The organism is Robbsia sp. KACC 23696 (assembly GCF_039852015.1).
Classification (GTDB): Bacteria; Pseudomonadota; Gammaproteobacteria; order Burkholderiales; family Burkholderiaceae; genus Robbsia.
The window spans coordinates 3057618-3080358 of record NZ_CP156626.1; the positions used below are offsets into that span (position 1 = coordinate 3057618).

Below are 22741 nucleotides of genomic sequence, written 5' to 3' on the forward strand. Positions count from 1 at the left end.
AAGCGCTGAATGCGCGACAGCGGCAGTCGGCGCGGGCGGGTTCGGGGAGAAGGAACGGCGTCGCTGTTTTGCAGGAACGCCGCGGCACCCTATCTCAGAAAAACGTCGTGACGGCGCCGGTCACCTTATAGCCTTCGTCCACCAACAGCAGTTGCTTCCATTTGTCGAACGTCAGGCAGGGATGCGAAATATCGAAGCAGAGCATGTCGCCGGGGCGGATATCGGCGCCGGGCGGCACGGCGAGGAAGGCATGCTGATCCATCATCGCGGTGATCTTCCAATCGGCCGGCGCGGCGACCGGCGGATGTTCGCCCGCCGCATCGACGGCATTGGCTTGCGACGACGGTCGGTAGTGCAGCGAGACTTCGGGAAAACCGGCGTCGAAGGCCGCGTCGCGTTTGCCCAAGGCAACGATCGCCTTGCCGGCCTCGGGCACGGACTGCACATAGGCCCACAATTGCAGCGCCGGCAGCAGGCTGCGCTGCATTTCGCGCGCGATCGGGTTGTGCGCCTGAATACGCTCGTTGGCCCGTCGGTAGACACCGACGTCGTGCGTCAGGTAGCAGCCGGGACGCAACACCAGTTCCAATCCCGCCGCGCCGGCGGTGAATTCTTCGGCGACCACGTCATACCACGCCGAACCGGCGCCGGAGAGAATCGGCGCCATCGGCGCGCCGTCATGCTGGAAGGTCGCATCGCCTGCCGCAAAGTCGCCGGCCGCGGCAATCGCCTGGATACGCGCGCAGACCTGGCGCAGAAAGTCGCGGATCGGGCCCTCTTCGCTCAGCACGCCTTCGTACAGCTCGACGCCGATCAGCGACAGCGCTGGCCAGCGACGTACCGCCTGACGCACCGCTTCTTCCTGCGCAACGTCGCGCACGCCGGTCCGGCCGCCCGGCACGCCATATTCCAGCAGCACGCGCAGTCGTTGACCGTTCGCCGTGAAATAGGCGCCGAGCGCCTCGACGTTCTCGACAGAGTCGACGCAGCAGCAGAATTCGAACGCGGGATCGGCCTGTTGCAGTGCCGCGATGATGGCCATATTGGCGCGACCCACCAGTTGGTTCGCCAACAGCACGCGACGCACGCCATGACCGAAAGCCGCGCGGGTCTGCGGCGCGGTGGCCAAGGTGATGCCCCAGGCGCCGTGCGCCAACTGACGCTGGAACAGCGCCGGGCTCATCGTCGTCTTGCCGTGCGGGGCCAGCTTGACCTGGTAGCGGTCGATGAAGGACTGCATCCATTGCAGGTTGTGCGTGATGCGCGCTTCGCGCAGCACGGCCACCGGCAGACTGACATCCTCACGCAGAATCTCCCAACCGCGCGCGGCAACGTCTTCGACAGCACAATGCGCGACATCGGCGGCGAGCCCCTTGCCGAAACGATCCAGCGCCGGATGCGCATCCGCCCGCAATGCGGCGGCTTGCTTCGACGATTGAAAATTATTTTCACTCATTGCCCTGCCTCCCTGGAATTTGTCGCGCTAAAGCACTGAAACGCATGCTAGGCGAGGCGAAACCGAAATGCAATAGGTGAAAATAATTTTCGTCAGCGTACGCCGGGTAGCCAGTATTGCGCGGCGATGCCGAAGAAAACGGCGGCACCGAGCCAGTTGTTGTGCAGAAATGCCTTGAAGCAACCGGCCCGATCCCGCTGCGCGATCAGGCGATGGTGATAGATGACGCAGGCGGCGGCCAGTACCAAGCCGACCACGAAAGGCAGCCCATAGCCCAGCGCGGCGCCGATGCCGGAATAGATCGCCAGGAACACCAGATAGCAGCCCATTACGGCAGCCACATCGAAGCGACCGAAGGTAATCGCCGAGGTGCGCATGCCGATCTTCAAATCGTCGTCGCGATCGACCATCGCGTACTCGGTGTCATAGGCGACGGCCCAAAACACGTTGGCCAGCAGCATCAACCAGGCCAGCGGCGGCACATCGTTCTGCACGGCGGCAAAGGCCATCGGAATACCAAAGCCGAAGGCGATGCCGAGATAGGCCTGCGGGATCGCGAAGAAGCGCTTCAGGAAGGGATAGGTTCCCGCCACGAACACGGCAATGAGCGACAGCCATTTCGTCAACCCATTCAGCGGCAGAATCAACAGGAACGACAGCACCGCCAGCCCGCCGGCCAACGCCAGCGCTTCCCAGGCACGAATCCGTCCCGACGTCAGCGGCCGGTTTTCCGTGCGCTTCACATGCTTGTCGAAGTCGCGGTCGGCGTAGTCATTGATCGCACATCCGGCGGAGCGCATCAAAATCGTGCCGACGATGAAGATCAGCAGCAAGCCAGGCCGCGGATGTCCGTTGGAGGCAATCCACAAGGCATTCAAGGTCGGCCAGAGCAGCAGCAAGCTGCCAATCGGCTTGTCCATCCGGATTAGCCGCAGATACAGCGGCAAGCGTGCGCGCAGCCGCGCCAGCGGACCCGGACCGCCGTTCGGTTGGCCGGTCGGCCCCCCTGCGGGCGGCAGGGAATTGGGAGATTGGGGCGATGAAGGGGAAGGTGAAACGTACGGCATCATGCATCCTCGCTAGCGTGAAAGCATGATACACGGATCATCGAAACGGGCGCCGCATCGCGGCCCGAGGGCAACGGCGGCCGGCCGCGCATCCCTCTCGGCGCGGCACAAATGCAACGCGGACCGCCAGACAGTCCCGTTATCGGGAAAGTCGGGCGGTCCGCGAGAAACACATCGGGCATCGCGCAGGCGGCGCAGCGCCGCATCGACCCTGCTACGTATCCCGCACCTCGGCAGCGATCAAGCCAGCAGCGAGCGCAGCATCCATGCGGTCTTTTCGTGCGTTTGCATACGTTGCGTCAGCAGATCGGCGGTCGGCTCGTCGCCGGCGGCATCGCAGATCGGGAAGATCGCGCGCGCGGTGCGCACGACGGCTTCCTGCCCTTCGACCAGTTGCTGAATCATCGCGCCTGCATCCGGCACGCCATCCGATTCGGCGATCGTCGTCAGCTTGGCAAATTCCTTATAGCTGCCCGGTGCGAAATACCCCAACGCGCGGATCCGTTCGGCGATGTCGTCCGACGCCACGGCCAATTCCGTGTACTGCGTCTCGAACATCGTGTGCAGCGAGTTGAACTGCGGACCGGTCACATTCCAGTGAAAATAATGCGTCTTCAGGTACAGCGTGTACGTATCTGCCAGCAAACGGCTCAGGCCGTCCGCCAACTTCTTGCGATCGTCGTCGCTGATGCCGATGTTGACCGCGATGCTCTTCTCTTTCTTGCCCATTGCAGCACTCCTGTTATTGTCCGTGCAAGTTTAGCGGATTCATTTCCGTCGCGCGCTTTGCATTTCCATTCCGCCTCGAACGACGACCTGGGACTAGCAGCCTACCCGACATCGATGATCTACGCGTCGTCACTCACGCCGGGATGTAACGTCGTTCAGTTCGTCCGACGTGCATCCATGTAAAGCAGTGTAGCCGGACCTATCCAATAAATAAAATCAATCGTTTTTATATATACGATAGTTTTTTGCTTACGCAACCTGTTTAGCGGAGATTTTCCAGCGCCGCGATCACGCCATCGGCATAGGCCGGATCGACGCGGCGGAAATGGGCCACCTGGCGCGCTACGATGTCCTCGGGAACGCTCGCGATCGACCGGGCGATATTGCCGAAAAGCCGCTGCTTCTGCGCGTCGTCGAAACTGCGAAACAGGGCAGCGGGCTGGCTGTAATAATCGTCGTCGACCCGGTGATCGTAGCGCATGACATCGCCGCCCGCTTCCACCGGCTCCAGGACCGATGGATCCTGCGGAAACCCGCCGAAGCGATTCGGCTCGTAGTTCGGCGTGCCGCCCTTGTTGCCGTCCGCGCGCATCAAGCCGTCGCGGTGATAGGCATTCGCATTCGGATTGCGTGTGGCGTTGACCGGAATCTGATGGTGATTGATCCCCACCCGATAGCGGTGTGCATCGCCGTAGGCAAATAAGCGGCCCTGCAACAAGCGATCCGGCGAGAAACCGATGCCCGGCACGACATTCGCGGGCGAGAAGGCCGCCTGCTCGACATCGGCGAAATAGTTCTGCGGGTTGCGGTTCAACTGCATGACGCCGACATCGATCAACGGATAATCCGCGTGCGGCCAAACCTTCGTGATATCGAAGGGATTGTAGCGATAGGTCGCCGCGTCCTTTTCCGGCATCACCTGGATCTTCACCGTCCACGCCGGGAAATTGCCATCCTCGATCGCGTCGTACAAGTCCTGCTGCGCCGCTTCGCGATTGCCCGCGACAACGGCTGCCGCTTCCGCATCGGTGAAGTTCTCCACATCCTGCTTCGACTTGAAGTGGAACTTGACCCAGAAACGTTCGTTGTCCGCATTGATCATCGAAAACGTGTGCGAACCATAGCCGTGCATCTGCCGATAGTTTTTCGGGATACCGCGATCGCTCATCAGAATCGTCACCTGATGCAGCGATTCCGGCGAGAGCGACCAGAAATCCCACGCCGCCGTCGGACTGCGCATATTGGTGCGCGGATCCCGTTTCTGCGTGTGAATGAAGTCCGGAAATTTCAGCGGGTCGCGGATGAAGAACACCGGCGTGTTATTGCCCACCACGTCCCAGTTGCCTTCCTCGGTGTAGAACTTCACTGAAAAGCCGCGCACATCGCGCTCGGTGTCGGCCGCGCCGCGCTCGCCGGCCACCGTGGAGAACCGCAGGAAGATCTCGCTGGTCTTGCCGATCTCGGAAAACAGCTTCGCCTTCGTGAACGGCGTGATGTCGTGCGTGACCGTGAACGTGCCGAACGCGCCCGATCCCTTTGCGTGGACCCGACGTTCCGGGATGACTTCACGATTGAAATGCGCGAGCTTGTCGATCAGCCAGACGTCCTGCAACAGCACCGGGCCGCGCGGCCCCGCGGTCATGGCATTCTGGTTATCACCCACCGGTGCGCCGGCTGCAGTCGTCAAAATGCGGTCATTCATTGGGATTCCCCGTTGGATTTATAAGATGTCGTGGGTCAGCGTTCGCGCGAGGCGCGTCGGCCTTAATGGGCGCGAGCGAAATGCGCGAACAGACGTGTCAGCGTCGACATCGGCGTACGTTGCGCGCGGCGCTGCCGGACATTGCCAGCGGTGGGGGCCGGGGTGCGGTTCGTGGTCATGGCGGATTCCTCTCTCGTATTGCATTGACTGGCGTCGGGCACCGGATGCGATGCCATGGAGAGGAATTTACCTTATGCTATCGATTTTTATAAATTGATTATTTTTATCTATCGGATAGCTTTTGCCGCGTGCATCGTTCCGTCGGCGCAGCGTTCAGCCACGCGGGAACTGCATTAACAGCGACGCGGACGCCGTCCCGGGTATATCGGCCGCTACATCATCTCCTGCCGCGCGCTGCAAGGCCGCGACTCGCTCGGCTCGCACCGATAGCACCGACTCGCCGAGCGACGGCAGTGCCAGCGCGTAGTCTGGCATCCGCACCCGTTTCACCGTCGTATCGAGCATCGGCACGTCGTCGAGATGCGCCACGGCCAGAAGGTCGTCCTTGATGGCGTCATCCAACGCATCGAAGCCCGGCAGGTTCTCGATAGCAGCCGCATAAACCTGCGGGCCGGTGCCGTTCCATACGCTCTGTAGTGCATTCGCGCTGGCGCCGAAACCATGTTGGGTATGGCAATACTGCTGTGCGGCGGCGCACAGCGCCTGACGCCGATCGCCCCGCTGCTGCAAGCGCGCCATGCCCTCGAACGCGATCCGCAACGCGGGCGTCAGATGCACGACCGGGTCCATCGACGTCTGGCCCATGAACCACAGAACGGCGCGGTGATCGTTGGCGCCGATCTGCTCCTTGAACAATGCGGTGCCGCCGATCGACACGAGCGCCGCATCGGCGGCGTTCTGGGCGTCGGGCGCGCCGTCGGCGACAAGCGCCCGCGCGTCCGATGGGATCGAGGGACGGATCGTCATGGATGCCTTCGTTATTGAGCATAACGATTGGGTCGCATCGCCTGTCGCGCCGTTCCCTCGAGGATCGGTCTAATACACAACCAATGCCTTACTGGGCGACGGCGGGCAGATCGAGCTTTTCCACGCCTTGCAGATCGCAGGCGAGGACCGCATTGCAAACCGCTTCGATCGCCTCGTGGCGGGTAAAGCTCTTGCGCCAGGCCAGCACGACACGGCGGTCGGGCGCGGGCGCCGTGAACGGCACATAGGACAACAAGCCGCTATCGGTCTTGCGATCCATATCGGATGCCTGTGGCACCGACGTGCGCGGAAGCACCGTGATGCCGACGCCGCTCGCCACCATATGGCGAATCGTCTCCAGCGACGAGCCCTCGAACGTCTTCTGGATGCCGTCGGCGTTTTGCGAGAAACGCATCAGCTCCGGACAGACGCCCAAAACCTGGTCGCGGAAGCAATGGCCATTGCCGAGCAAGAGCATCGTTTCCTTCTTCAGGTCCTCGGCGACGATCGCCTGACGTTTCTCCCATTCGTGGCCGCGTGGGACGGCCACGACGAACGGTTCATCGTAGAGCGGCCGCACCATCAAACCGGTTTCGGGGAACGGCAGCGCCATGATCGCCACGTCCAGCTCGCCCTGCTTCAGCAATTCCAGCAGCTTGACCGTGTAGTTCTCCTGCAGCATCAACGGCATCTGCGGCACGAGCTCGATCATGTTCTTGACCAGCGCCGGCAGCAGATACGGTCCGATCGTATAGATCACGCCCAGCCGCAGCGGACCGGCCAACGGGTCCTGTCCCTGTTTCGCGATTTCCTTGATCGCCAGCGTCTGCTCCAGCACGCGCTGGGCCTGTGCCACGATCTGACCGCCTACCGGCGTCACGCTGACCTCGCTGGTGCCGCGTTCGAAGATCTGCACCTCGAGCTCGTCCTCGAGCTTCTTGATCGCGACCGACAGCGTCGGCTGACTGACGAAGCAGGCCTCGGCGGCCCGGCCGAAGTGACGCTCACGGGCCACGGCGACGATGTATTTCAGTTCAGTAAGCGTCATGACAATCGGAAAATGAAATTCGATAGGTTTTTTCTTATCTCTGTTTATACACGGGTTATTCCAATCCGCCAACCCGCGCCAGAATCACATCGTTGTTGAGGCAGGATTTGCGAGGCGGCGCGCCGCACGCGCGGGTGACGGATGGGCGGCCGATCCCGTCGCACGGCCGTGAAACCGGGGCGCGACGGTCGGATGCGATCAGGCCTTCAGGAATTGCGCACGCGTGCCCAGCCAGCGGTCCAGGTGGGCTTGCGCGGCAAGCGGTTCGCTGGCGAGCAGCGTCTGCGCCAGCGCGTGCGCCGGCTCGACCAGCCAGCGGTCCACTTCCAGATCGGCAAATCGCAGCATGGCGGCGCCGGACTGGCGCGCGCCGAGGAATTCGCCCGGCCCGCGAATCTCCAAGTCCCGACGCGCGATCTCGAAGCCGTCCGTCGTGTCGCGCATCGTCTGCAGTCGCGATTTGGCGATCTGTCCCAGCGGCTGGGCATACATCAGGACGCAGGCGGATGCCGCGCTGCCGCGTCCGACACGGCCTCGGAGCTGGTGCAACTGCGCCAAACCGAAACGTTCGGCGTGTTCGATCACCATCAGCGACGCGTTGGGCACATCCACGCCTACCTCAATGACGGTCGTCGCCACCAGCACATGCGTGCGGGCGGCGGCGAAGTCGTCCATGACCGACTGCTTCTCCGCTGCCGCCAATTTGCCGTGAATCAGGCCAATGCGCAGCTCCGGCATGGCGGCGGCCAGGGCGCCGTGTGTATCGACGGCGGTTTGCAGTTGCAACGCCTCGCTTTCCTCGATCAACGGGCAAACCCAGTAGATCTGCGCGCCGCGCAAGGCGGCTTGGCGGACGCGCTCCACCACTTCGGCGCGCCGCAGGTCGGAGATCGTCTTGGTCACGATCGGCGTCCGTCCCGGCGGCAGCGCGTCGATCGTCGAGACGTCGAGGTCCGCGTAATAGGTCATCGCCAATGTCCGCGGAATCGGCGTCGCACTCATCATCAACTGGTGCGGCTGCACGCCCGGGGCCAAAGGCGCCAAGCTCGGCGTGCCGCCCGCTGCGACCGCGACCTCGCGGCCGCCGATCGGCGCGGCGGCCGGATTCTGTGCTTTCTGCCGCAGCGCGAGCCGCTGCCCTACACCGAAGCGGTGCTGCTCGTCGACAATCACCAGGCCCAGGCGCGCGAACGTCACCGTGTCCTGAATGATCGCATGGGTGCCGATCGTCAATTGCGCGACACCCGACGCCGCCGCCTCGAGGGCGGCGCGCTTCGCTTTCGCACCCAGGCTACCCGCCAGCCAGCCCACATGGACGCCGAGCGGTTCGAGCCAGCCGCGCAGCTTGCGCGCATGCTGCTCGGCGAGAATTTCGGTGGGCGCCATCAGAGCCACCTGATAGCCGGCATCGATCGCCTGCGTCGCCGCCAACGCGGCCACGACCGTCTTGCCGCTGCCGACATCGCCCTGCAATAAGCGCTGCATCGGGTAACGCACAGCCAGGTCGCCGGAAATCTCGGCGCAGACCTTGCGCTGCGCATCGGTGAGTTCGAACGGCAAGGCCCGCAGTAAACGCTCGGTCAGCGAGCCGGCGGCCGGCTCGGTCCGGTCAGCATGGCGGTTGCTATCCGGCCGCCCTTCGGAACCGCGCTCCTGCGTCGACGCCGACGCCGACGCTGGCGCAGACGACCCGGCCGCCGTCCGCAGCGGTTGCGGCACCGGCATGGCCGGCGCCGCCTGCGCCCGCCGTTCGGCGCGTGCGCGGGCGAGCGACAGTTGCTGGGCCAGTAGTTCATCGAATTTGATCCGCACCCACGCCGGGTGCGTACGGTCGCTCAGCGCCTGCTCGTCGACATCCTTGGCAGGGTGATGCAAGGCGCGGACCGCCTCGGCCAGCGTCGGCAAACCACGCGGGCCGTCGCCGAACCGCCCGGCGCGAGCGATCTCCTGCGACGGCATCAAGGCGGCTGGAACCAGCTCCGGCAAGGGCGTGCGGGTCATCGCGTTATCGATGGCCTTACGCAGATACGCCTGGCTGACGCCCGCCGTGGACGGATAGACGGGCGTCAACGCGGCAGGCAACGGCGTGTCCGGTTCGACCGCGCGATAGGTCGGATGCACCATCTCGAGCCCGAGAAAGCCGCCACGCACCTCGCCGCGAACACGCAACAGCGCGCCCGGCGTGAAATGACGCAGCTGCGACCCGTAGAAATTGAGGAAGCGCAGGCTCAGCGGTTCGCCGAAACGCCGCCCCGGCATCTCGCGTCCTGGCGCCTCGTCGAGCGCCGCGCCCCCGGCACCGGCAAGCGCGCGCTCCGAAACGGCGAGCGCCGCCGCATCCTCGACGCGTACAACCAACTGTTTACGCGGCCGATAGGACACTTCCGAATCCAATACGCGCACTTCGACCTGCGCCAGCATGCCGGGCATCAACTGTCCGAACGGCGTGATGCGTGTCTCGTCCTCATAGCGCATCGGCAGATGCAGGACCAGATCGATATCGCGGGCCAGCCCGAGTTTGTTCAACTTGGCGGCCGCATCGCTGCCGGCGGTTTTTTTCGCAGGAGCCTTCTTATCCGCAGGCATAAGCACAATCACCAGTACAATAACGACTTTTGCACATTCGCCCGGGCCACCCTGGCCCGTTTGGCCGCCGCGTCCTGCTGTCGGAGCTTCCGACGAATCAGGACACATCGGGACCGTATCCGCTCCCTCCGGCGCCGCGTTTGCGCGCGATTACAGCATGTTCGTCAAGCATGCTTTCCTTTATGTACACGCTCTCCGATTTCGATTTTAATCTGCCCGAGGCGCTGATCGCGCAATATGCGCTGCCGGAACGCAGCGCCAGCCGATTGCTGCACGTCGGGCCGCCCGCCGCAGCCGCCACGCCGGCCCTCACGGACCATCGTTTTGCCGATCTGGTCTCCTTCCTGCGCCCCGGCGATTTGCTGGTCTTCAACGACACCAAGGTCCTCAAAGCCCGCTTCTTCGGCACGAAGGAAAGTGGCGGCCAGGTCGAGGTACTGATCGAGCGGCTGGTCGAAGACCCGGCCGGCACGCCCCGAAACGGCACCGGCGGGACGACCGCCCTGGCCCAGGTGCGTGCCAGCAAGTCGCCGCGTCCCGGCACGACGCTGCGGCTTGCCGACGCCTTCGATGTCGTCGTCGGCGAGCGCGTCGGCCAGTTCTACACGCTGGTCTTTCCGGCACCTTGCCTGGACCTGATCGAGCAATACGGTCGGCTGCCGCTGCCACCGTACATCCAGCACACGCCGGACGCAAGCGACGAGACCCGCTACCAGACGGTCTATGCGGCCAATCCGGGGGCCGTCGCGGCCCCGACGGCAGGCCTGCATTTCGACGAAGCGTTGCTCGCGGCGCTCGATGCAGCCGGGGTCGGGCGCGCGACGCTGACCTTGCATGTGGGCGCGGGCACGTTCCAACCGGTGCGCACCGAGAATATCGCCGAGCACGTGATGCACAGCGAATCGTACGAGATTCCGCCGGCGCTGGCCGATGCGATCAATGCCACGCGCGCGGCCGGCGGACGCGTGATCGCCGTGGGCACGACCTCGATGCGCGCGCTGGAATCCGCTGCACGCGACCAGGCCGAGACGTCCGAGGCGCTGGCTGCCGATGCCTTGCTGCCGCTACGGCCACACCGCGCGGAGACCGATATTTTCATTACGCCCGGTTATCGCTTCCGCGTCGTCGACTGCTTGATCACGAACTTCCATTTGCCGAAGTCGACGTTGATGATGCTGGTGTCGGCCTTCTCCGGCGTGGAGACGATTCGCGCCGCCTACCGCCACGCCATCGCGCAGCAATACCGTTTCTTCAGCTATGGCGACGCCATGTTTTTGACCCGCACGCCCGAGGCCCACTCCGATGCTCAAGTTTGAACTGCTCGGCACCGACGGCCATGCCCGCCGTGGCCGCATTACCGTCGATCACGGCGTCATCGAGACGCCGATCTTCATGCCGGTGGGCACCTACGGCACCGTGAAGGCAATGACCCCGCGCGACCTGCACGAGATCAACGCGCAGATCGTCCTGGGCAATACCTTCCACCTGTGGCTGCGTCCGGGTCTGGAGACGATCGCCCAGCATGGCGGCCTGCATGCCTTCATGGGCTGGAACAAGCCGATTCTGACCGATTCCGGCGGTTTCCAGGTATTCAGCCTTGGCGACCTGCGCAAGATCAGCGAGGACGGCGTCCGCTTCGCCTCCCCCATCAACGGCGACAAGCTCTTCCTGTCACCGGAAATTTCGATGCAGATTCAGCGCGTGCTGAATTCGGACATCGTCATGCAATTCGACGAATGCACGCCCTATCAGGTCGACGGCGTCCCCACCTCGCACGATCTGGCGGCCGAATCGATGCGGATGTCGGCGCGCTGGGCACGGCGTTCACGCGACGAATTCGATCGCGAGCAGAATCCCAACGCCTTGTTCGGCATCGTCCAGGGCGGCATGTTCGAGAATCTGCGCGACGAATCGCTGGAGCGGCTGAGCGAGATTCCGTTCGACGGCCTGGCGATCGGCGGCCTGTCCGTGGGCGAGCCGAAGGCGGACATGATGCGCATCCTCGCGCACACCGGCCCGAAACTGCCCGCCGACAAACCGCACTATCTGATGGGCGTCGGCACGCCGGAAGATCTGGTCAACGGCGTGGCGCATGGCGTGGACATGTTCGACTGCGTAATGCCCACGCGCAATGCGCGCAATGGCTGGCTGTTCACCCGATTTGGCGACCTGAAGATCAAGAATGCGTCGTTCAAGAACGATATGCGCCCGCTGGACGAGACCTGTGGCTGCTACGCCTGCCAAAACTTCACGCGCGGCTATTTGCACCATCTGCACCGCATCGGCGAGATTCTCGGGGCGCAGTTGAATACGATTCACAACCTGCATTACTACCTGACGCTGATGCAGGAGATTCGGGACGCGATCGATGCGCGGCAATTCGACGCATTCGTGAAACGCTTCCAGGAGGACCGCGCGCGCGGCGTCACCTAGGCGAACGGCGCCGCGCGATCAGGCGCGCGTCGACACGCTCGACGCCGTCGACACGCCCCCGATCGCGCCCGCTCCGGGCTGCCCGTTTCGCGCCACGCGCCACGCTTTCCGGATTTTGGCGCCGATCGCGCGTATGCCCTGACGGCGGCGTGTCGCCAGGGTGCTAGAATACGCCGCTCTTTTTGGCTTTTGTTTTTTCCTGTTTTTTTTTATATCGCTTCAGACACACGCGGAGACTGCAACGTGTTTAATTTTGGACAAGGCGCTGGCGGCGAATCCAGCCTGATGAGTTTCCTGCCACTGATCCTGATGTTCGTGGTTCTGTACTTCATCATGATCCGTCCGCAGATGAAGCGCCAAAAGGAACATCGGAACATGTTGGCTGCCGTCGACAAGGGTGACGAAGTCGTCACCAGCGGCGGCCTGGTCGGCAAGATCAGCAAGGTCGGCGAAGCCTATGTCGGCGTTCAAATCGCCGATAACGTCGAGATCACCGTCCAAAAGGGCGCGATCACGACCGTGCTGCCGAAGGGCACGATCAAGGCGCTGTAAGCCGATCGTCCCCACCCGCCCCCTCCGACAAAACGGTCGATGCGGGGACGCGAGCGTGGGGCGACAGAAAGTTGTCGCGGCATTTTGCCTCGGCAATTTTTGCCCTCGCCGCCTTCGGGCGGCATTGCCGTTTTGATGGGGTGGGCCGACGTCACTGTGCGCGGCTGCCCCGACGAGCCTCGGGCTCCGCGTGCGGCCGTTCGATCCCCGGATGGGGCGCCGCGCCATTCTTCGTCAGCCTGCCATGAATCGTTACCCCCTCTGGAAGTACATCGTGATGCTGGTGGCGGTCGCCATCGGTCTCTTGTATACGCTGCCGAATCTGTTTGGTGAAACGCCTGCGGTTCAGGTCCAAAGCCTGAAAGCGACCGTGAAGGTGGACGCCTCGGTGATGGCACGCGTCGAGCAGACGCTGCAGTCGAACAATATCGATGCTGCCGACGTCTCGTTCGAGAACAGTCCGACCAATTCGAGCATCCACGTCCGGCTGCGCGACGGCGATACGCAGTTGCGCACCAAGGACGCATTGCAAAAGGCGCTGAACGACGATCCGTCGAACCCCACCTATATCGTCGCACTGAGCCTGCAAAGCGCCTCCCCGCATTGGCTGACCGCGCTGATGGCGCGTCCGATGTACCTCGGCCTGGATCTGCGCGGTGGCGTGCACTTCCTGTTGCAGGTGGACATGGCCGGCGCGCTGCAGAAGCGACTGGAATCCGATGCGACCGATGCGCGTAGCCTGCTGCGTGGCAAGAACATCCGCGATGGCGGCATCAATCGCGTCAACGACACGTTGGCGATCGATTTCTCGGACGCGCAAGTCGCCGCTCAGGCACGCGACGCGCTGGTTGCGAGCGGCTCGGATCTGCAATGGAATGTCGTCAACAACGGCGGCGGCGCGCAGGTAGTCGGGACGTTCTCGGACCAGACGCGCCGTACGGTGCAGGACGACGCGGTCAAGCAAAACATGCAGACGCTGCATAACCGCGTCAACGAATTGGGCGTCTCCGAACCGGTGATCCAGCAACAGGGTGCCGATCGCATCGTCGTCGAGTTGCCGGGGATTCAGGACACGGCGAAGGCGAAGGACATCATCGGCCGCACGGCCACGCTGGAGGCGCGTCTGGTCGATCCGAACGCCGCGCAGAATCCGCAGCCGACGGACCCGGTCCCGCCGGGCGACGAGCTGTTCACGCAAGGCCGCGGCGCGCCGGTGTTCCTGCGAAAGCAGGTGATTTTCTCCGGCGACCAGATCACCAGCGCCTCGGCGGGCTTCGACGAGCAGCAACGTCCGGCCGTGATGATCAAGCTGAACGCCGCCGGCGGCCGTATTTTGCGTACGGTGTCGCGCGACAACATCGGCAAGCCGATGGCGATCGTCCTGTTCGAACGCGACAAGGGCGAAGTGCTGACGGTGGCGACGATCCAGTCGGAACTGGGTGAAAGCTTCCAGATCACCGGCTCCTCCGACACGCAGGCCGCAAACGATCTGGCGCTGCTGCTGCGCGCCGGTGCGCTGGCGGCGCCGATGAACATCATCGAAGAGCGTTCGGTGGGCCCGAGCCTGGGCGCCGACAATATCAAGCGCGGTTTCGATTCGGTCGCCTACGGCTTTGCGGCGATCGCGGTGTTCATGGTCGCCTACTACATGCTGTTCGGCGTGTTTTCGGCGATCTCGCTGTCGGTCAACCTGCTGTTGCTGGTGGCGGTGCTGTCGATGCTGCAGGCCACGCTGACGTTGCCGGGCATCGCCGCCATCGCGCTGACGCTGGGGATGGCGATCGATGCGAACGTGCTGATCAACGAGCGGATCCGCGAGGAATTGCGTAACGGCCATCCGCCGCAAACGGCGATCTCGTCCGGTTTCACGCATGCCTGGGCGACGATCTTCGACTCGAACGTCACCACGCTGATCGCCGGCCTGGCCCTGCTCGCTTTCGGCTCCGGCCCGGTGCGCGGCTTCGCGGTCGTCCACTGTATCGGTATCGTCACCTCGATGTTCAGTGCCGTGTTCTTCTCGCGCGGGCTGGTGAACCTGTGGTACGGCGGCCGTCGTCGTCTGCAATCGCTGGCGATCGGTCAAGTCTGGGGTCGTCCGACCAGCACGCCCGAGGCGGGCGCCCTGGCGCATTCGGATGCGTCGGCCAAGTCCGTGCCGCAGGCGGGCAAGCTGATCGGCGCGGAAGCGGCGAACGCAGGCAAGAAAAGCAAGTTGAGCCGGGCGCAGGTCGCGCGTGACAGCTCGCAAGGCGGCGCATCGGGCAGCAACGCTGCCGGCGACACTCCCAACAGCAGCAGCGGTGCGGGCAGCAAGACCGGCCAAGGCAAGCGCGGCGGCAAGTCGCGCTGACACCCAGAGGACATCATGGAATTCTTTCGTATCCGCAAAGACATCCCGTTCATGCGGCATGCGCTGATACTGAACCTGATCTCGCTGATCACGTTCGTATTGGCAGTGTTTTTCCTCGTGCATCGCGGGCTGCACCTGTCGATCGAGTTCACCGGCGGTACGGTGATCGAAGTGCAGTACACGCAGCCGGCAAACCTCGAGGCGATCCGCGGCGATCTCGGCACGATCGGCTATGCCGATTCGCAGGTGCAGTCCTTCGGTACGTCGCGCGACGTGCTGATCCGCCTGCCGCTGAAGAAGGGTCCGGACGGCAAGCCGCTCTCCTCGGCCGCGCAGAGCGACCAGGTCATGAGTTCGCTGAAGGCGCAGAACAGCGATGTGGCGCTGCAGCGCGTCGAGTATGTCGGTCCCTCGGTGGGTAAGGAGCTGGCGACCAACGGCCTGCTGGCGCTGGCCTGCGTCGTGGTCGGCATCATGATCTACCTGTCGATCCGCTTCGAATGGAAGTATGCGGTGGCGGGCGTGATCGCCAATCTGCATGACGTGATCATCATCCTGGGCTTCTTCGCCTTCTTCCAGTGGGAGTTCTCGCTGTCGGTGCTCGCGGCGGTCCTGGCCGTGCTCGGCTACTCGGTCAATGAATCGGTCGTGATTTTCGACCGAATCCGGGAGACCTTCCGCAAGGAGAAGAGCCTCGGGACGGTCGGCACGATCAACCACGCGATCACCAGCACGATCTCGCGGACGATCATCACCCACGGCAGCACCGAAATGATGGTGTTGTCGATGCTGATCTTCGGTGGCGCGACGCTGCATTACTTCGCCATCGCGCTGACGATCGGCATCCTGTTCGGCATCTACTCGTCGGTTTTCGTCGCGGCAGCGCTGGCGATGTGGCTGGGGGTCAAGCGTGAGGACCTGATCCGCACGTCGAAGACGGCGCACGATCCGAACGATCCGAACGCCGGCGCGCAGGTCTAAGCTGCGGGCGGCCCCGTCCTCCCCTGCCCTTTTCAGCGGCAGCGCAGGACGCGGGGCATGCAAAAAGGGAGGCGCCGAATCGATCGGCGCCTCCCTTTTTTTATCCGCGCCGCAATGGCGCGAACGCTTACTTCGTGACGATCAGGTGGAACTTGATATCCACTTCGTCCGCCACGACCGAGGTGTCCTTCCACTCGTTCGCGCCGATACCATAGGCCAGACGCTTGATCGACGCCACGCCGTCGAATGTCTGCGTATTCCCGGCCACCGCGTACGACAGCGGCACCGTGACGTCATTGGTCTTACCCTTAATCGTCAGCTTGCCCTTCACGGTCAGCTTGCCTGGGCCGGCGGCGGCGATCGACGACGACACAAACGTCGCCTGCGGGTATTTGGCCGAATCGAACCACTCGGCGCTCTTCAACGTGTTGTTGTACTCGTCCGAGCCGATATCGTAGCTACCGATATCGATGTTCACCTTCGCCGATCCGGCTGCCGGATTGGCCGGATCGAACGTCACGTCGCCGCTGAACTTCTTGAATTTGCCGTCCACGGCCACGCTCATCTGCTTGGACGTCGTGATCACCGTGCTCTTTGCGGCATCGATCGGCGCAGCCGACACGGAGGCCGCGCCGAACAATGCGCCTGCAGCCATGGCCAACAATACCGCGCGGCTGGCACGCGTCGATTTCAGAACGATCTTATCGGCCATCAAGGACCGAACGTTTACGCTGGAAACCATCATGTACTTCCTCATATGCGCCAAGCCGGTATGAAATGAGACCAGCTAGCGCTGTTGTCCTGCAGCGTTCCTCCGAGACCGGCCTTCGCCCGCCCACCCTCCGCAACATCCGTCGGTGGCGCGAACCAAACGGCCGATTACAGACTGGCGCCGTCCTTCCCCCTTGGCCGCCATCGTACCTTATGCGATTTGTTTGCGCCGAAAAAACACGGCATGTTACGTAGCCACAGCCAGACGGGACTTGCCGTCGGAAGGGCCGATGCATGCCGGCACACGGCATGAAACGATTTGGTAAGATGGATCGCAACCGTTGCCCCTGCAAAACAGATGGCCTATACCGAACTGATCGCCTGCAAGTATTGTGACAAGCTGCACCGCAAGGTGGTCTTGCCGCGGCGTTCGGTCGCCCGTTGCACGCGTTGCAGCGCGATTCTGTACCAGCATACCGATGGCCGCGTGGACAAACTGCTCGCCATCGTGCTGACGACGTTCATCGCCTATCTGATCGCCAATGCGTTTCCGATCGTCGAATTGGAAACGCAGGGCATTACGACGCAAACGACGCTGATCGGCGCCATCTACCAGCTCTGGAACGATGGTCGCTGGACGATTTCGCTAATGGTTCTGTGCTGCGCGCTGCTGTTTCCGATGTTTGAAACGGTGGCGCTTCTTTACTTATTGATTCCATTGCAATTTCGCCATCGCCCCCACTATTTCGACGCCGTGCTGCGCGCGCTGCTTGCGGTTCGGCCCTGGGGCATGATCGAGGTCTTCATGCTCGGCGTGCTCGTGACACTGATGAAAATGACGAGTGTCGCACGGCTGGTGCCGGAGCCAGCCTTGTTCGCTTTTGGTGCGCTGACGGCGCTTACCGCCCTGACCCTGTCCTTCGATCCGCACACGTTGTGGGATAGAGCCGATGCCCGTTGCGGACGCTGGCGCCGTTCGCGTCGTCGTTTGAATGCATTGCGCGCCGCCGATACGGCGATGTCGCGGTCGATGCAGCAGCCCCCCTCGCCATGACATCATCCCAATCGGATCAGCCGGATCGCCCCCCGGCATCATCGGACTCGTCGCTTCCAGTGCCGCACGCACCGCAGCAGCCGGTGGCTGCCGCGGGCGTGGAAACCTCCGGGCCGACGTCGGCGCTGTCCGCCAACGCCGCCGCGGCGGAAACGCACGACACCGGCGAGACCGATGCCCCGATGCTCCAGGATCCGCGTGCGACCGTGCCGTTGATGGAGCACGAGGACGTCGAATTACCGGATATCGATACGCCGGCCGCCGAACGTCGGCATCGGAACCACCGAGTCAGCGCCCGCACGCGGAACCTGATCGGCTGCACTGACTGCGGCCTGGTGTCGCCCCGGGTCCGTACGATCGATGTTCAATACTGCGTCCGCTGCGGTTCGCCGCTGCACTCGCGCAAACCCGATTCCACGGCACGCGTCTGGGCCCTGTTGATCGCCGCCGCGCTGCTGTATATCCCGGCGAATCTGTTGCCGGTGATGCACACGGCGACGCTGCTCGGCGCGTCGGACGACACAATCATGAGCGGCGTCGTGTTTTTCTGGACGACTGGCTCCTATGCACTGGCCATCATCGTCTTCGTCGCCAGCATTCTCGTGCCAATGCTGAAGCTCGCCGCCTTATGCGTCTTGAACTACACGGTTCAAACGCGCTCGGATTGGCGACCAGAGCAACGCACTAAGCTGTATCACATTGTCGAAGCGATCGGCCGCTGGTCGATGCTCGACATCTTCGTCATCACGCTTACCGTGGCGCTCGTCCGTTTCCAATCGCTGGCCGTGATTACCGCCGGCCCTGGCGCCGTGGCGTTCGGCTGCGTGGTGGTGCTGACGATGCTCGCCTCACTGAAATTCGATTCCCGGCGTATCTGGGACCCCATCGACGAATCTGGAACCGCGCGTAAATGAGCGATCAGCAGCAACCGCCCCCTCGTACCGACGACCGTACCACCGGTGTGTCGGGCACACCCCGGACGGGCAGTGCCGGTAGCGGCGGCCCAGGCGGCCTGCCGGACTGGCAGGAACCTGTCGTCGCACCGCGCGGGCGCTGGCTGCCCTCGCTGGTCTGGCTGATTCCGCTGATCGCGGCCTTGATCGGGATTTCGCTGGTGGTTCGCCAGGTGGTCCAGCAAGGCCCGACCATCACGATCAGCTTCAAGTCGGCCGACGGCATCGAAAGCGGCAAGACCAAGGTCAAATACAAGGACGTCGATATCGGCGAGGTGAAGTCGGTACGTCTGGCGGACGACCGCTCGCGCGCGATCGTCACCGTCGATCTGACGAAGGAAGCCGAGAGTTTCGCGGTCAAGGACACGCGCTTCTGGATCGTCAAACCGCGCGTGGCGGCCAGCGGCGTGTCGGGGCTGAACACGCTGCTGTCGGGCTCGTATATCGGCGTCGATGCCGGTCAGTCGCCGGATAGCGAAAAGGAATTCGTCGGTCTGGAAAACCCGCCCGCGGTCACGCGTGACCAGAAGGGGCACCAATATGTATTGAAGGCGGCCGATCTGGGCTCGCTCGATATTGGCTCGCCGGTCTATTTCCGTCGCATCCAGGTGGGTCAGGTAGTGGCTTACAACCTGAATCCCGATGGCAGCGGCGTCACGCTGCGCGTCTTCATCAATGCGCCCTACGATCAATTCGTCACCGCCAATGCGCGCTTCTGGAATGCCAGCGGTGTCGATGTGCGCCTCGACTCGGGTGGCTTCAAGTTGAATACCCAGGGTCTCGCGGCCGTGCTGATCGGCGGCATCGCCTTCCAGGCGCCGCCGAACGAAGCGCCGGGCAAGGTGGCGGACGACAGCGACACGTTCCGACTGGCCGCCGACGAAGGCACCGCCATGAAGGCGCCGGATACCGATCCGGTGCCGGTCGTGCTGAACTTCAACCAGTCGCTGCGCGGCCTGGCCGTTGGCGCGAATGTCGATTTCCGCGGCATTACGATCGGCGAGGTCACGCATATCGGTGTCGACTTCGATCCGAAGAATCAGGAAATCCGCATGCCGGTGACCATCAATGTCTATCCGGAACGTCTGGGCAAGGCCTTTGCCAATGCGATTCGAAAAGACAGCGCGGATCGCAGCCATCAGTTGTTCGTCTCGATGATCAAGCGCGGGCTGCGCGCGCAATTGCGCACCGGCAACTTCCTGACGGGCCAGCTGTACGTGGCGATGGACTTCTTCCCGAACGCACCGCCGGTATCGATCAACTACGACACGCAGCCGACCGAGTTGCCGACGCTGCCGAACACGTTGGACGAGCTGCAGCTGCAGGTGGCGAATATCGCCAAGAAGATCGACAAGATTCCGTTCGATCAGATCGGCAATAACGTCAACACGGCATTGGTCGGTGCGAACAAGCTGTTCGACCAGCTGAACACGCAGGTGGCGCCGCAGGCCGCGCAGACGCTGCAAGAAGCGAAGAAGACGTTTGCCAGCGCCCAGCAAACCCTGTCGCAGGACTCGCCGCTGCAAGGCGATGTGCGTCAGGCGATGCGCGAGCTGACCCGTACCGCCCAGCAGCTATCGGTGCTGGCCGATTACCTCGAACGACATCCGGAAGCGCTGCTGCGCGGAAAAACAGGGAAAGACAAATGATCATGCGCCGCAAGCAGACCGATCGGCGAACCCGCCTTGGCCTTTCCGTGTCGTGCCTGCTGGGTGTCCTGGCGCTCGCGGGCTGCGCCACCTCGCCGGATAGCCAGTACTACACCTTGAGTACCGTCGCGCCCGGCGCGGTGACGACGGCCGACTCGTCGAGCAAGCCGAGCGACCTCGCGCATCCGTTGATGATCGAGATGACACCGGTCAATATCCCGGATCAGGTGGCGCGCTCGCAGATCGTGACCACGACGGCCGGCTCCGGCCAGGTTCAGATCGAAGACTACCGGCGCTGGTCGGGGCCCTTGGCCGATGAAATCGGCGGCGCGCTGTCGACGTCGCTGACACGAGCGTTGCCGGCGATCGACGTCTACCGTGCCCCGCGCCCTGCCGGCGCGACCGTGTATCAGATCACCGTCAATGTGCGACGTTTCGAGTCCGTGATCGGTGAACGTGCCACCGTCGACACCGTGTGGAGCGTCGTGCGCTCCTCCGATCATCTGACGATGACCTGCCAGACGATCGCAACCGAGCCGGTCTCCTCGGGCTACGACGCCCTGGTGGCCGGCCATCGCAAGGCGCTCGCACGCGTGGCGGCCGATATCGGCGCCGCCGTGCAGCAGGAGCGCGCGGAACCGGTACGGCTGCCGAGCGATGCGTCGGATAGCAGCGCCGATGCGGGCGCGAGCAAGACCGCGAAGGGGCAGAAAGCCGTAAACGGCAAAAAGCCCGCGAATGCGGGCTCGGAAGCAGCGGTGTCACCGGTGTCGGCCACCCAACCGGCGCCGATTCTGCTCTGTCCGAGCAGCAATCCGGCACCGTCGGCCTGAAGCGCGCCCGGCCTCGCCGATAGCGCATAAGCCCCAGGCGATGGCAGGCGCCCGCCGGTCATCGCGGGCCGCCAACCGCCTAAGCGGAGGCGGCCCCGACGATCAGCCGATACGCTTGGCCAGTTCGACGGCCTTGCCGATATAGTTACCCGGCGTCATGGCCAGCAGCAATTGCTTGGCTTCTTCCGGAATCGCCAGCGTCGCGACGAAAGTATGCAGCGCATCGCGGGTGATGCCCTTGCCGCGCGTCAGTTCCTTCAACTGCTCGTACGGGTTCTCCACGCCATAACGGCGCATCACCGTCTGCACCGGCTCCGCCAGCACTTCCCAGCAATTGTCGAGGTCGTCGTTCAAGCGTTGCGGGTTGACTTCGAGTTTTTCCAGACCGCGCAGGCAGGCGTCATAGGCCAGCAGGCTGTAGCCGAACGCGACGCCGATATTGCGCAGAACTGTCGAATCGGTCAGGTCCCGCTGCCAGCGCGAGACCGGCAGCTTTTCCGACAGATGGCGCAGCAAGGCGTTCGCCAGGCCCAGATTGCCTTCCGAGTTTTCGAAATCGATCGGATTGACCTTGTGCGGCATCGTCGACGAACCGATCTCGCCGGCCTTCAGCTTCTGCTTGAAATAGCCCTGCGAAATGTAGCCCCACACGTCGCGGTTCAAGTCCAGCAGGATCGTGTTCGCCCGCGCGACCGCATCGAACAGCTCGGCCATATAGTCGTGCGGTTCGATCTGAATCGTGTACGGGTTGAACGTCAGGCCCAGCCGCTGTTCCACCACCTGCTTCGAAAACGCTTCCCAATCCAGCGACGGGTAGGCCGACAGATGCGCGTTGTAGTTACCCACCGCGCCATTCATCTTGCCGAGCAGTTTCACCGACTCGATACGCGTGATGGCGTACGCCAGCCGCGCCGCCACATTCGCCATTTCCTTGCCCAACGTCGTCGGGCTGGCCGCCTGACCATGCGTGCGCGACAGCATCGGTTGCTCTGCCTGTGCCTGCGCGATGGCGACGAGCTTGGCGTGCAGCTTGCGCAGTGCCGGCAGCATCGCGTGTTCGCGCGCGCCCTTCAGCATCAGGCCATGCGAGGTGTTGTTGATGTCTTCCGACGTGCAGGCGAAGTGAATGAACTCGCTGGCCGCTTCCAGTTCCGGCTGCCCCTTGACCGACTCCTTGAGCCAGTACTCGACTGCCTTCACATCGTGATTCGTGACGCGCTCGATGTCCTTGATACGGGCCGCATCGTGGACGCTGAAGCGCTCGGCGAGCGCCAGCAGGAAGGCTTCGGAAGCGCTCGAGAACGGCGGCACCTCGGCCAGACCGGCTTGCGACAACGCGATCAGCCAATGGATTTCCACCGTCACGCGATGGCGCATGAAAGCGGCTTCGGACAGCCAATCACGCAACGCCTCGGTCTTCGTGGCGTAACGGCCGTCGAGCGGCGACAGCGCGGTCAGCGCATTCAAGGAATCGATCTGAGGCGTGGACATGACGGAATTCGGTAAAAACGGTTAGAGACAGCAGGCGCCTGGCCTGCTTCTTTTTTAGCGGCCAGCCGGTGGGGTCGGCGGGGTCGGTCCGCCGGAGCGTGCCGTGCGGGCGGCCGATTGCGCGTGCCGCGCGCGGCCGGCCGCACGGCGACGGGCCTC

General features: G+C 63.4%; 18 protein-coding genes. 9 read left to right on the forward strand and 9 right to left on the reverse strand.

What is annotated here, in order from left to right:
- Positions 1–94 precede the first annotated feature (94 nt).
- The 7 genes from ABEG21_RS12805 to recG form a co-directional block, all read right to left on the reverse strand.
- On the reverse strand, positions 95–1456 hold the full coding sequence (locus ABEG21_RS12805) for an amino acid deaminase (protein ID WP_347554949.1): 1362 nt from the start codon (positions 1454–1456) through the stop codon (positions 95–97).
- 92 nt (positions 1457–1548) lie between these two features.
- Positions 1549–2415 carry a 4-hydroxybenzoate octaprenyltransferase gene (ubiA, locus tag ABEG21_RS12810; RefSeq protein ID WP_347556778.1) on the reverse strand — a complete coding sequence of 289 codons (867 nt, stop codon included), beginning with the start codon at positions 2413–2415 and terminating at the stop codon, positions 1549–1551.
- A 348-nt stretch (positions 2416–2763) separates the two neighbouring features.
- Complete coding sequence (locus tag ABEG21_RS12815) at positions 2764–3252, reverse strand: Dps family protein (protein WP_347554950.1); 489 nt, start codon at positions 3250–3252, stop codon at positions 2764–2766.
- Positions 3253–3514: 262 nt separating this feature from the next.
- Positions 3515–4954 (reverse strand): catalase, encoded by a 1440-nt coding sequence (locus ABEG21_RS12820; RefSeq protein ID WP_347554951.1) that lies wholly within the window; start codon positions 4952–4954, stop codon positions 3515–3517.
- 333 nt (positions 4955–5287) lie between these two features.
- On the reverse strand, positions 5288–5941 hold the full coding sequence (locus ABEG21_RS12825) for a hypothetical protein (RefSeq protein WP_347554952.1): 654 nt from the start codon (positions 5939–5941) through the stop codon (positions 5288–5290).
- A gap of 88 nt (positions 5942–6029) precedes the next feature.
- On the reverse strand, positions 6030–6989 hold the full coding sequence (locus tag ABEG21_RS12830) for a LysR substrate-binding domain-containing protein (protein WP_347554953.1): 960 nt from the start codon (positions 6987–6989) through the stop codon (positions 6030–6032).
- A gap of 198 nt (positions 6990–7187) precedes the next feature.
- Positions 7188–9575, reverse strand: coding sequence for an ATP-dependent DNA helicase RecG (gene recG, locus ABEG21_RS12835; protein WP_347554954.1), 2388 nt, complete (start codon positions 9573–9575; stop codon positions 7188–7190).
- A 182-nt stretch (positions 9576–9757) separates the two neighbouring features.
- On the opposite strand from recG, the gene queA reads away from it, so the two are divergent.
- The 5 genes from queA to secF all read left to right on the forward strand — a co-directional run bounded on the left by queA (position 9758) and on the right by secF (position 15891).
- Entirely contained in the window at positions 9758–10891 is a 1134-nt protein-coding gene (gene queA / locus ABEG21_RS12840) for a tRNA preQ1(34) S-adenosylmethionine ribosyltransferase-isomerase QueA (RefSeq protein WP_347554955.1), read from the forward strand.
- Positions 10878–12008 carry a tRNA guanosine(34) transglycosylase Tgt gene (gene tgt / locus ABEG21_RS12845; protein ID WP_347554956.1) on the forward strand — a complete coding sequence of 377 codons (1131 nt, stop codon included), beginning with the start codon at positions 10878–10880 and terminating at the stop codon, positions 12006–12008. Before queA ends, tgt begins: the two co-directional genes overlap by 14 nt.
- A gap of 285 nt (positions 12009–12293) precedes the next feature.
- Positions 12294–12560 carry a preprotein translocase subunit YajC gene (yajC, locus tag ABEG21_RS12850; RefSeq protein WP_347556779.1) on the forward strand — a complete coding sequence of 89 codons (267 nt, stop codon included), beginning with the start codon at positions 12294–12296 and terminating at the stop codon, positions 12558–12560.
- Positions 12561–12804: 244 nt separating this feature from the next.
- Positions 12805–14910 (forward strand): protein translocase subunit SecD, encoded by a 2106-nt coding sequence (gene secD, locus ABEG21_RS12855; RefSeq protein ID WP_347554957.1) that lies wholly within the window; start codon positions 12805–12807, stop codon positions 14908–14910.
- Between the two features lie 15 nt (positions 14911–14925).
- On the forward strand, positions 14926–15891 hold the full coding sequence (gene secF, locus ABEG21_RS12860; protein WP_347554958.1) for a protein translocase subunit SecF: 966 nt from the start codon (positions 14926–14928) through the stop codon (positions 15889–15891).
- A gap of 127 nt (positions 15892–16018) precedes the next feature.
- Here secF and ABEG21_RS12865 read toward each other — a convergent pair whose 3' ends face one another.
- Positions 16019–16603, reverse strand: coding sequence for a YceI family protein (locus ABEG21_RS12865; RefSeq protein WP_347556780.1), 585 nt, complete (start codon positions 16601–16603; stop codon positions 16019–16021).
- Between the two features lie 357 nt (positions 16604–16960).
- On the opposite strand from ABEG21_RS12865, the gene ABEG21_RS12870 reads away from it, so the two are divergent.
- From ABEG21_RS12870 to ABEG21_RS12885, 4 genes are all read left to right on the forward strand, one after another.
- Positions 16961–17656 (forward strand): paraquat-inducible protein A, encoded by a 696-nt coding sequence (locus tag ABEG21_RS12870; protein ID WP_347554959.1) that lies wholly within the window; start codon positions 16961–16963, stop codon positions 17654–17656.
- 308 nt (positions 17657–17964) lie between these two features.
- Positions 17965–18570 (forward strand): paraquat-inducible protein A, encoded by a 606-nt coding sequence (locus ABEG21_RS12875; RefSeq protein ID WP_347556781.1) that lies wholly within the window; start codon positions 17965–17967, stop codon positions 18568–18570.
- Positions 18567–20258, forward strand: a complete 1692-nt coding sequence (locus tag ABEG21_RS12880; RefSeq protein WP_347554960.1) for an MlaD family protein — start codon at positions 18567–18569, stop codon at positions 20256–20258. Before ABEG21_RS12875 ends, ABEG21_RS12880 begins: the two co-directional genes overlap by 4 nt.
- On the forward strand, positions 20255–21091 hold the full coding sequence (locus tag ABEG21_RS12885) for a PqiC family protein (RefSeq protein ID WP_347554961.1): 837 nt from the start codon (positions 20255–20257) through the stop codon (positions 21089–21091). Before ABEG21_RS12880 ends, ABEG21_RS12885 begins: the two co-directional genes overlap by 4 nt.
- Positions 21092–21193: 102 nt before the next feature.
- Here ABEG21_RS12885 and purB read toward each other — a convergent pair whose 3' ends face one another.
- A complete protein-coding gene (gene purB / locus ABEG21_RS12890; RefSeq protein ID WP_347554962.1) occupies positions 21194–22582 on the reverse strand; it encodes an adenylosuccinate lyase in 1389 nt (462 codons plus the stop codon).
- Positions 22583–22741: the final 159 nt, after the last annotated feature.

Bases quoted from the DNA above. Each gene is read 5' to 3' on its own strand.
- ABEG21_RS12870 (WP_347554959.1), top strand. From the start codon at position 16,961: ATGGCCTATACCGAACTGATCGCCTGCAAGTATTGTGACAAGCTGCAC.
- queA (WP_347554955.1), top strand. From the start codon at position 9,758: ATGTACACGCTCTCCGATTTCGATTTTAATCTGCCCGAGGCGCTGATC.
- yajC (WP_347556779.1), top strand. From the start codon at position 12,294: ATGAGTTTCCTGCCACTGATCCTGATGTTCGTGGTTCTGTACTTCATC.
- secD (WP_347554957.1), top strand. From the start codon at position 12,805: ATGAATCGTTACCCCCTCTGGAAGTACATCGTGATGCTGGTGGCGGTC.
- tgt (WP_347554956.1), top strand. From the start codon at position 10,878: ATGCTCAAGTTTGAACTGCTCGGCACCGACGGCCATGCCCGCCGTGGC.
- secF (WP_347554958.1), top strand. From the start codon at position 14,926: ATGGAATTCTTTCGTATCCGCAAAGACATCCCGTTCATGCGGCATGCG.
- recG (WP_347554954.1), bottom strand. From the start codon at position 9,575: ATGCCTGCGGATAAGAAGGCTCCTGCGAAAAAAACCGCCGGCAGCGAT.
- purB (WP_347554962.1), bottom strand. From the start codon at position 22,582: ATGTCCACGCCTCAGATCGATTCCTTGAATGCGCTGACCGCGCTGTCG.
- ABEG21_RS12820 (WP_347554951.1), bottom strand. From the start codon at position 4,954: ATGAATGACCGCATTTTGACGACTGCAGCCGGCGCACCGGTGGGTGAT.
- ABEG21_RS12880 (WP_347554960.1), top strand. From the start codon at position 18,567: ATGAGCGATCAGCAGCAACCGCCCCCTCGTACCGACGACCGTACCACC.
- ABEG21_RS12865 (WP_347556780.1), bottom strand. From the start codon at position 16,603: ATGGCCGATAAGATCGTTCTGAAATCGACGCGTGCCAGCCGCGCGGTA.
- ABEG21_RS12805 (WP_347554949.1), bottom strand. From the start codon at position 1,456: ATGAGTGAAAATAATTTTCAATCGTCGAAGCAAGCCGCCGCATTGCGG.
- ABEG21_RS12825 (WP_347554952.1), bottom strand. From the start codon at position 5,941: ATGACGATCCGTCCCTCGATCCCATCGGACGCGCGGGCGCTTGTCGCC.
- ABEG21_RS12885 (WP_347554961.1), top strand. From the start codon at position 20,255: ATGATCATGCGCCGCAAGCAGACCGATCGGCGAACCCGCCTTGGCCTT.
- ABEG21_RS12830 (WP_347554953.1), bottom strand. From the start codon at position 6,989: ATGACGCTTACTGAACTGAAATACATCGTCGCCGTGGCCCGTGAGCGT.
- ABEG21_RS12815 (WP_347554950.1), bottom strand. From the start codon at position 3,252: ATGGGCAAGAAAGAGAAGAGCATCGCGGTCAACATCGGCATCAGCGAC.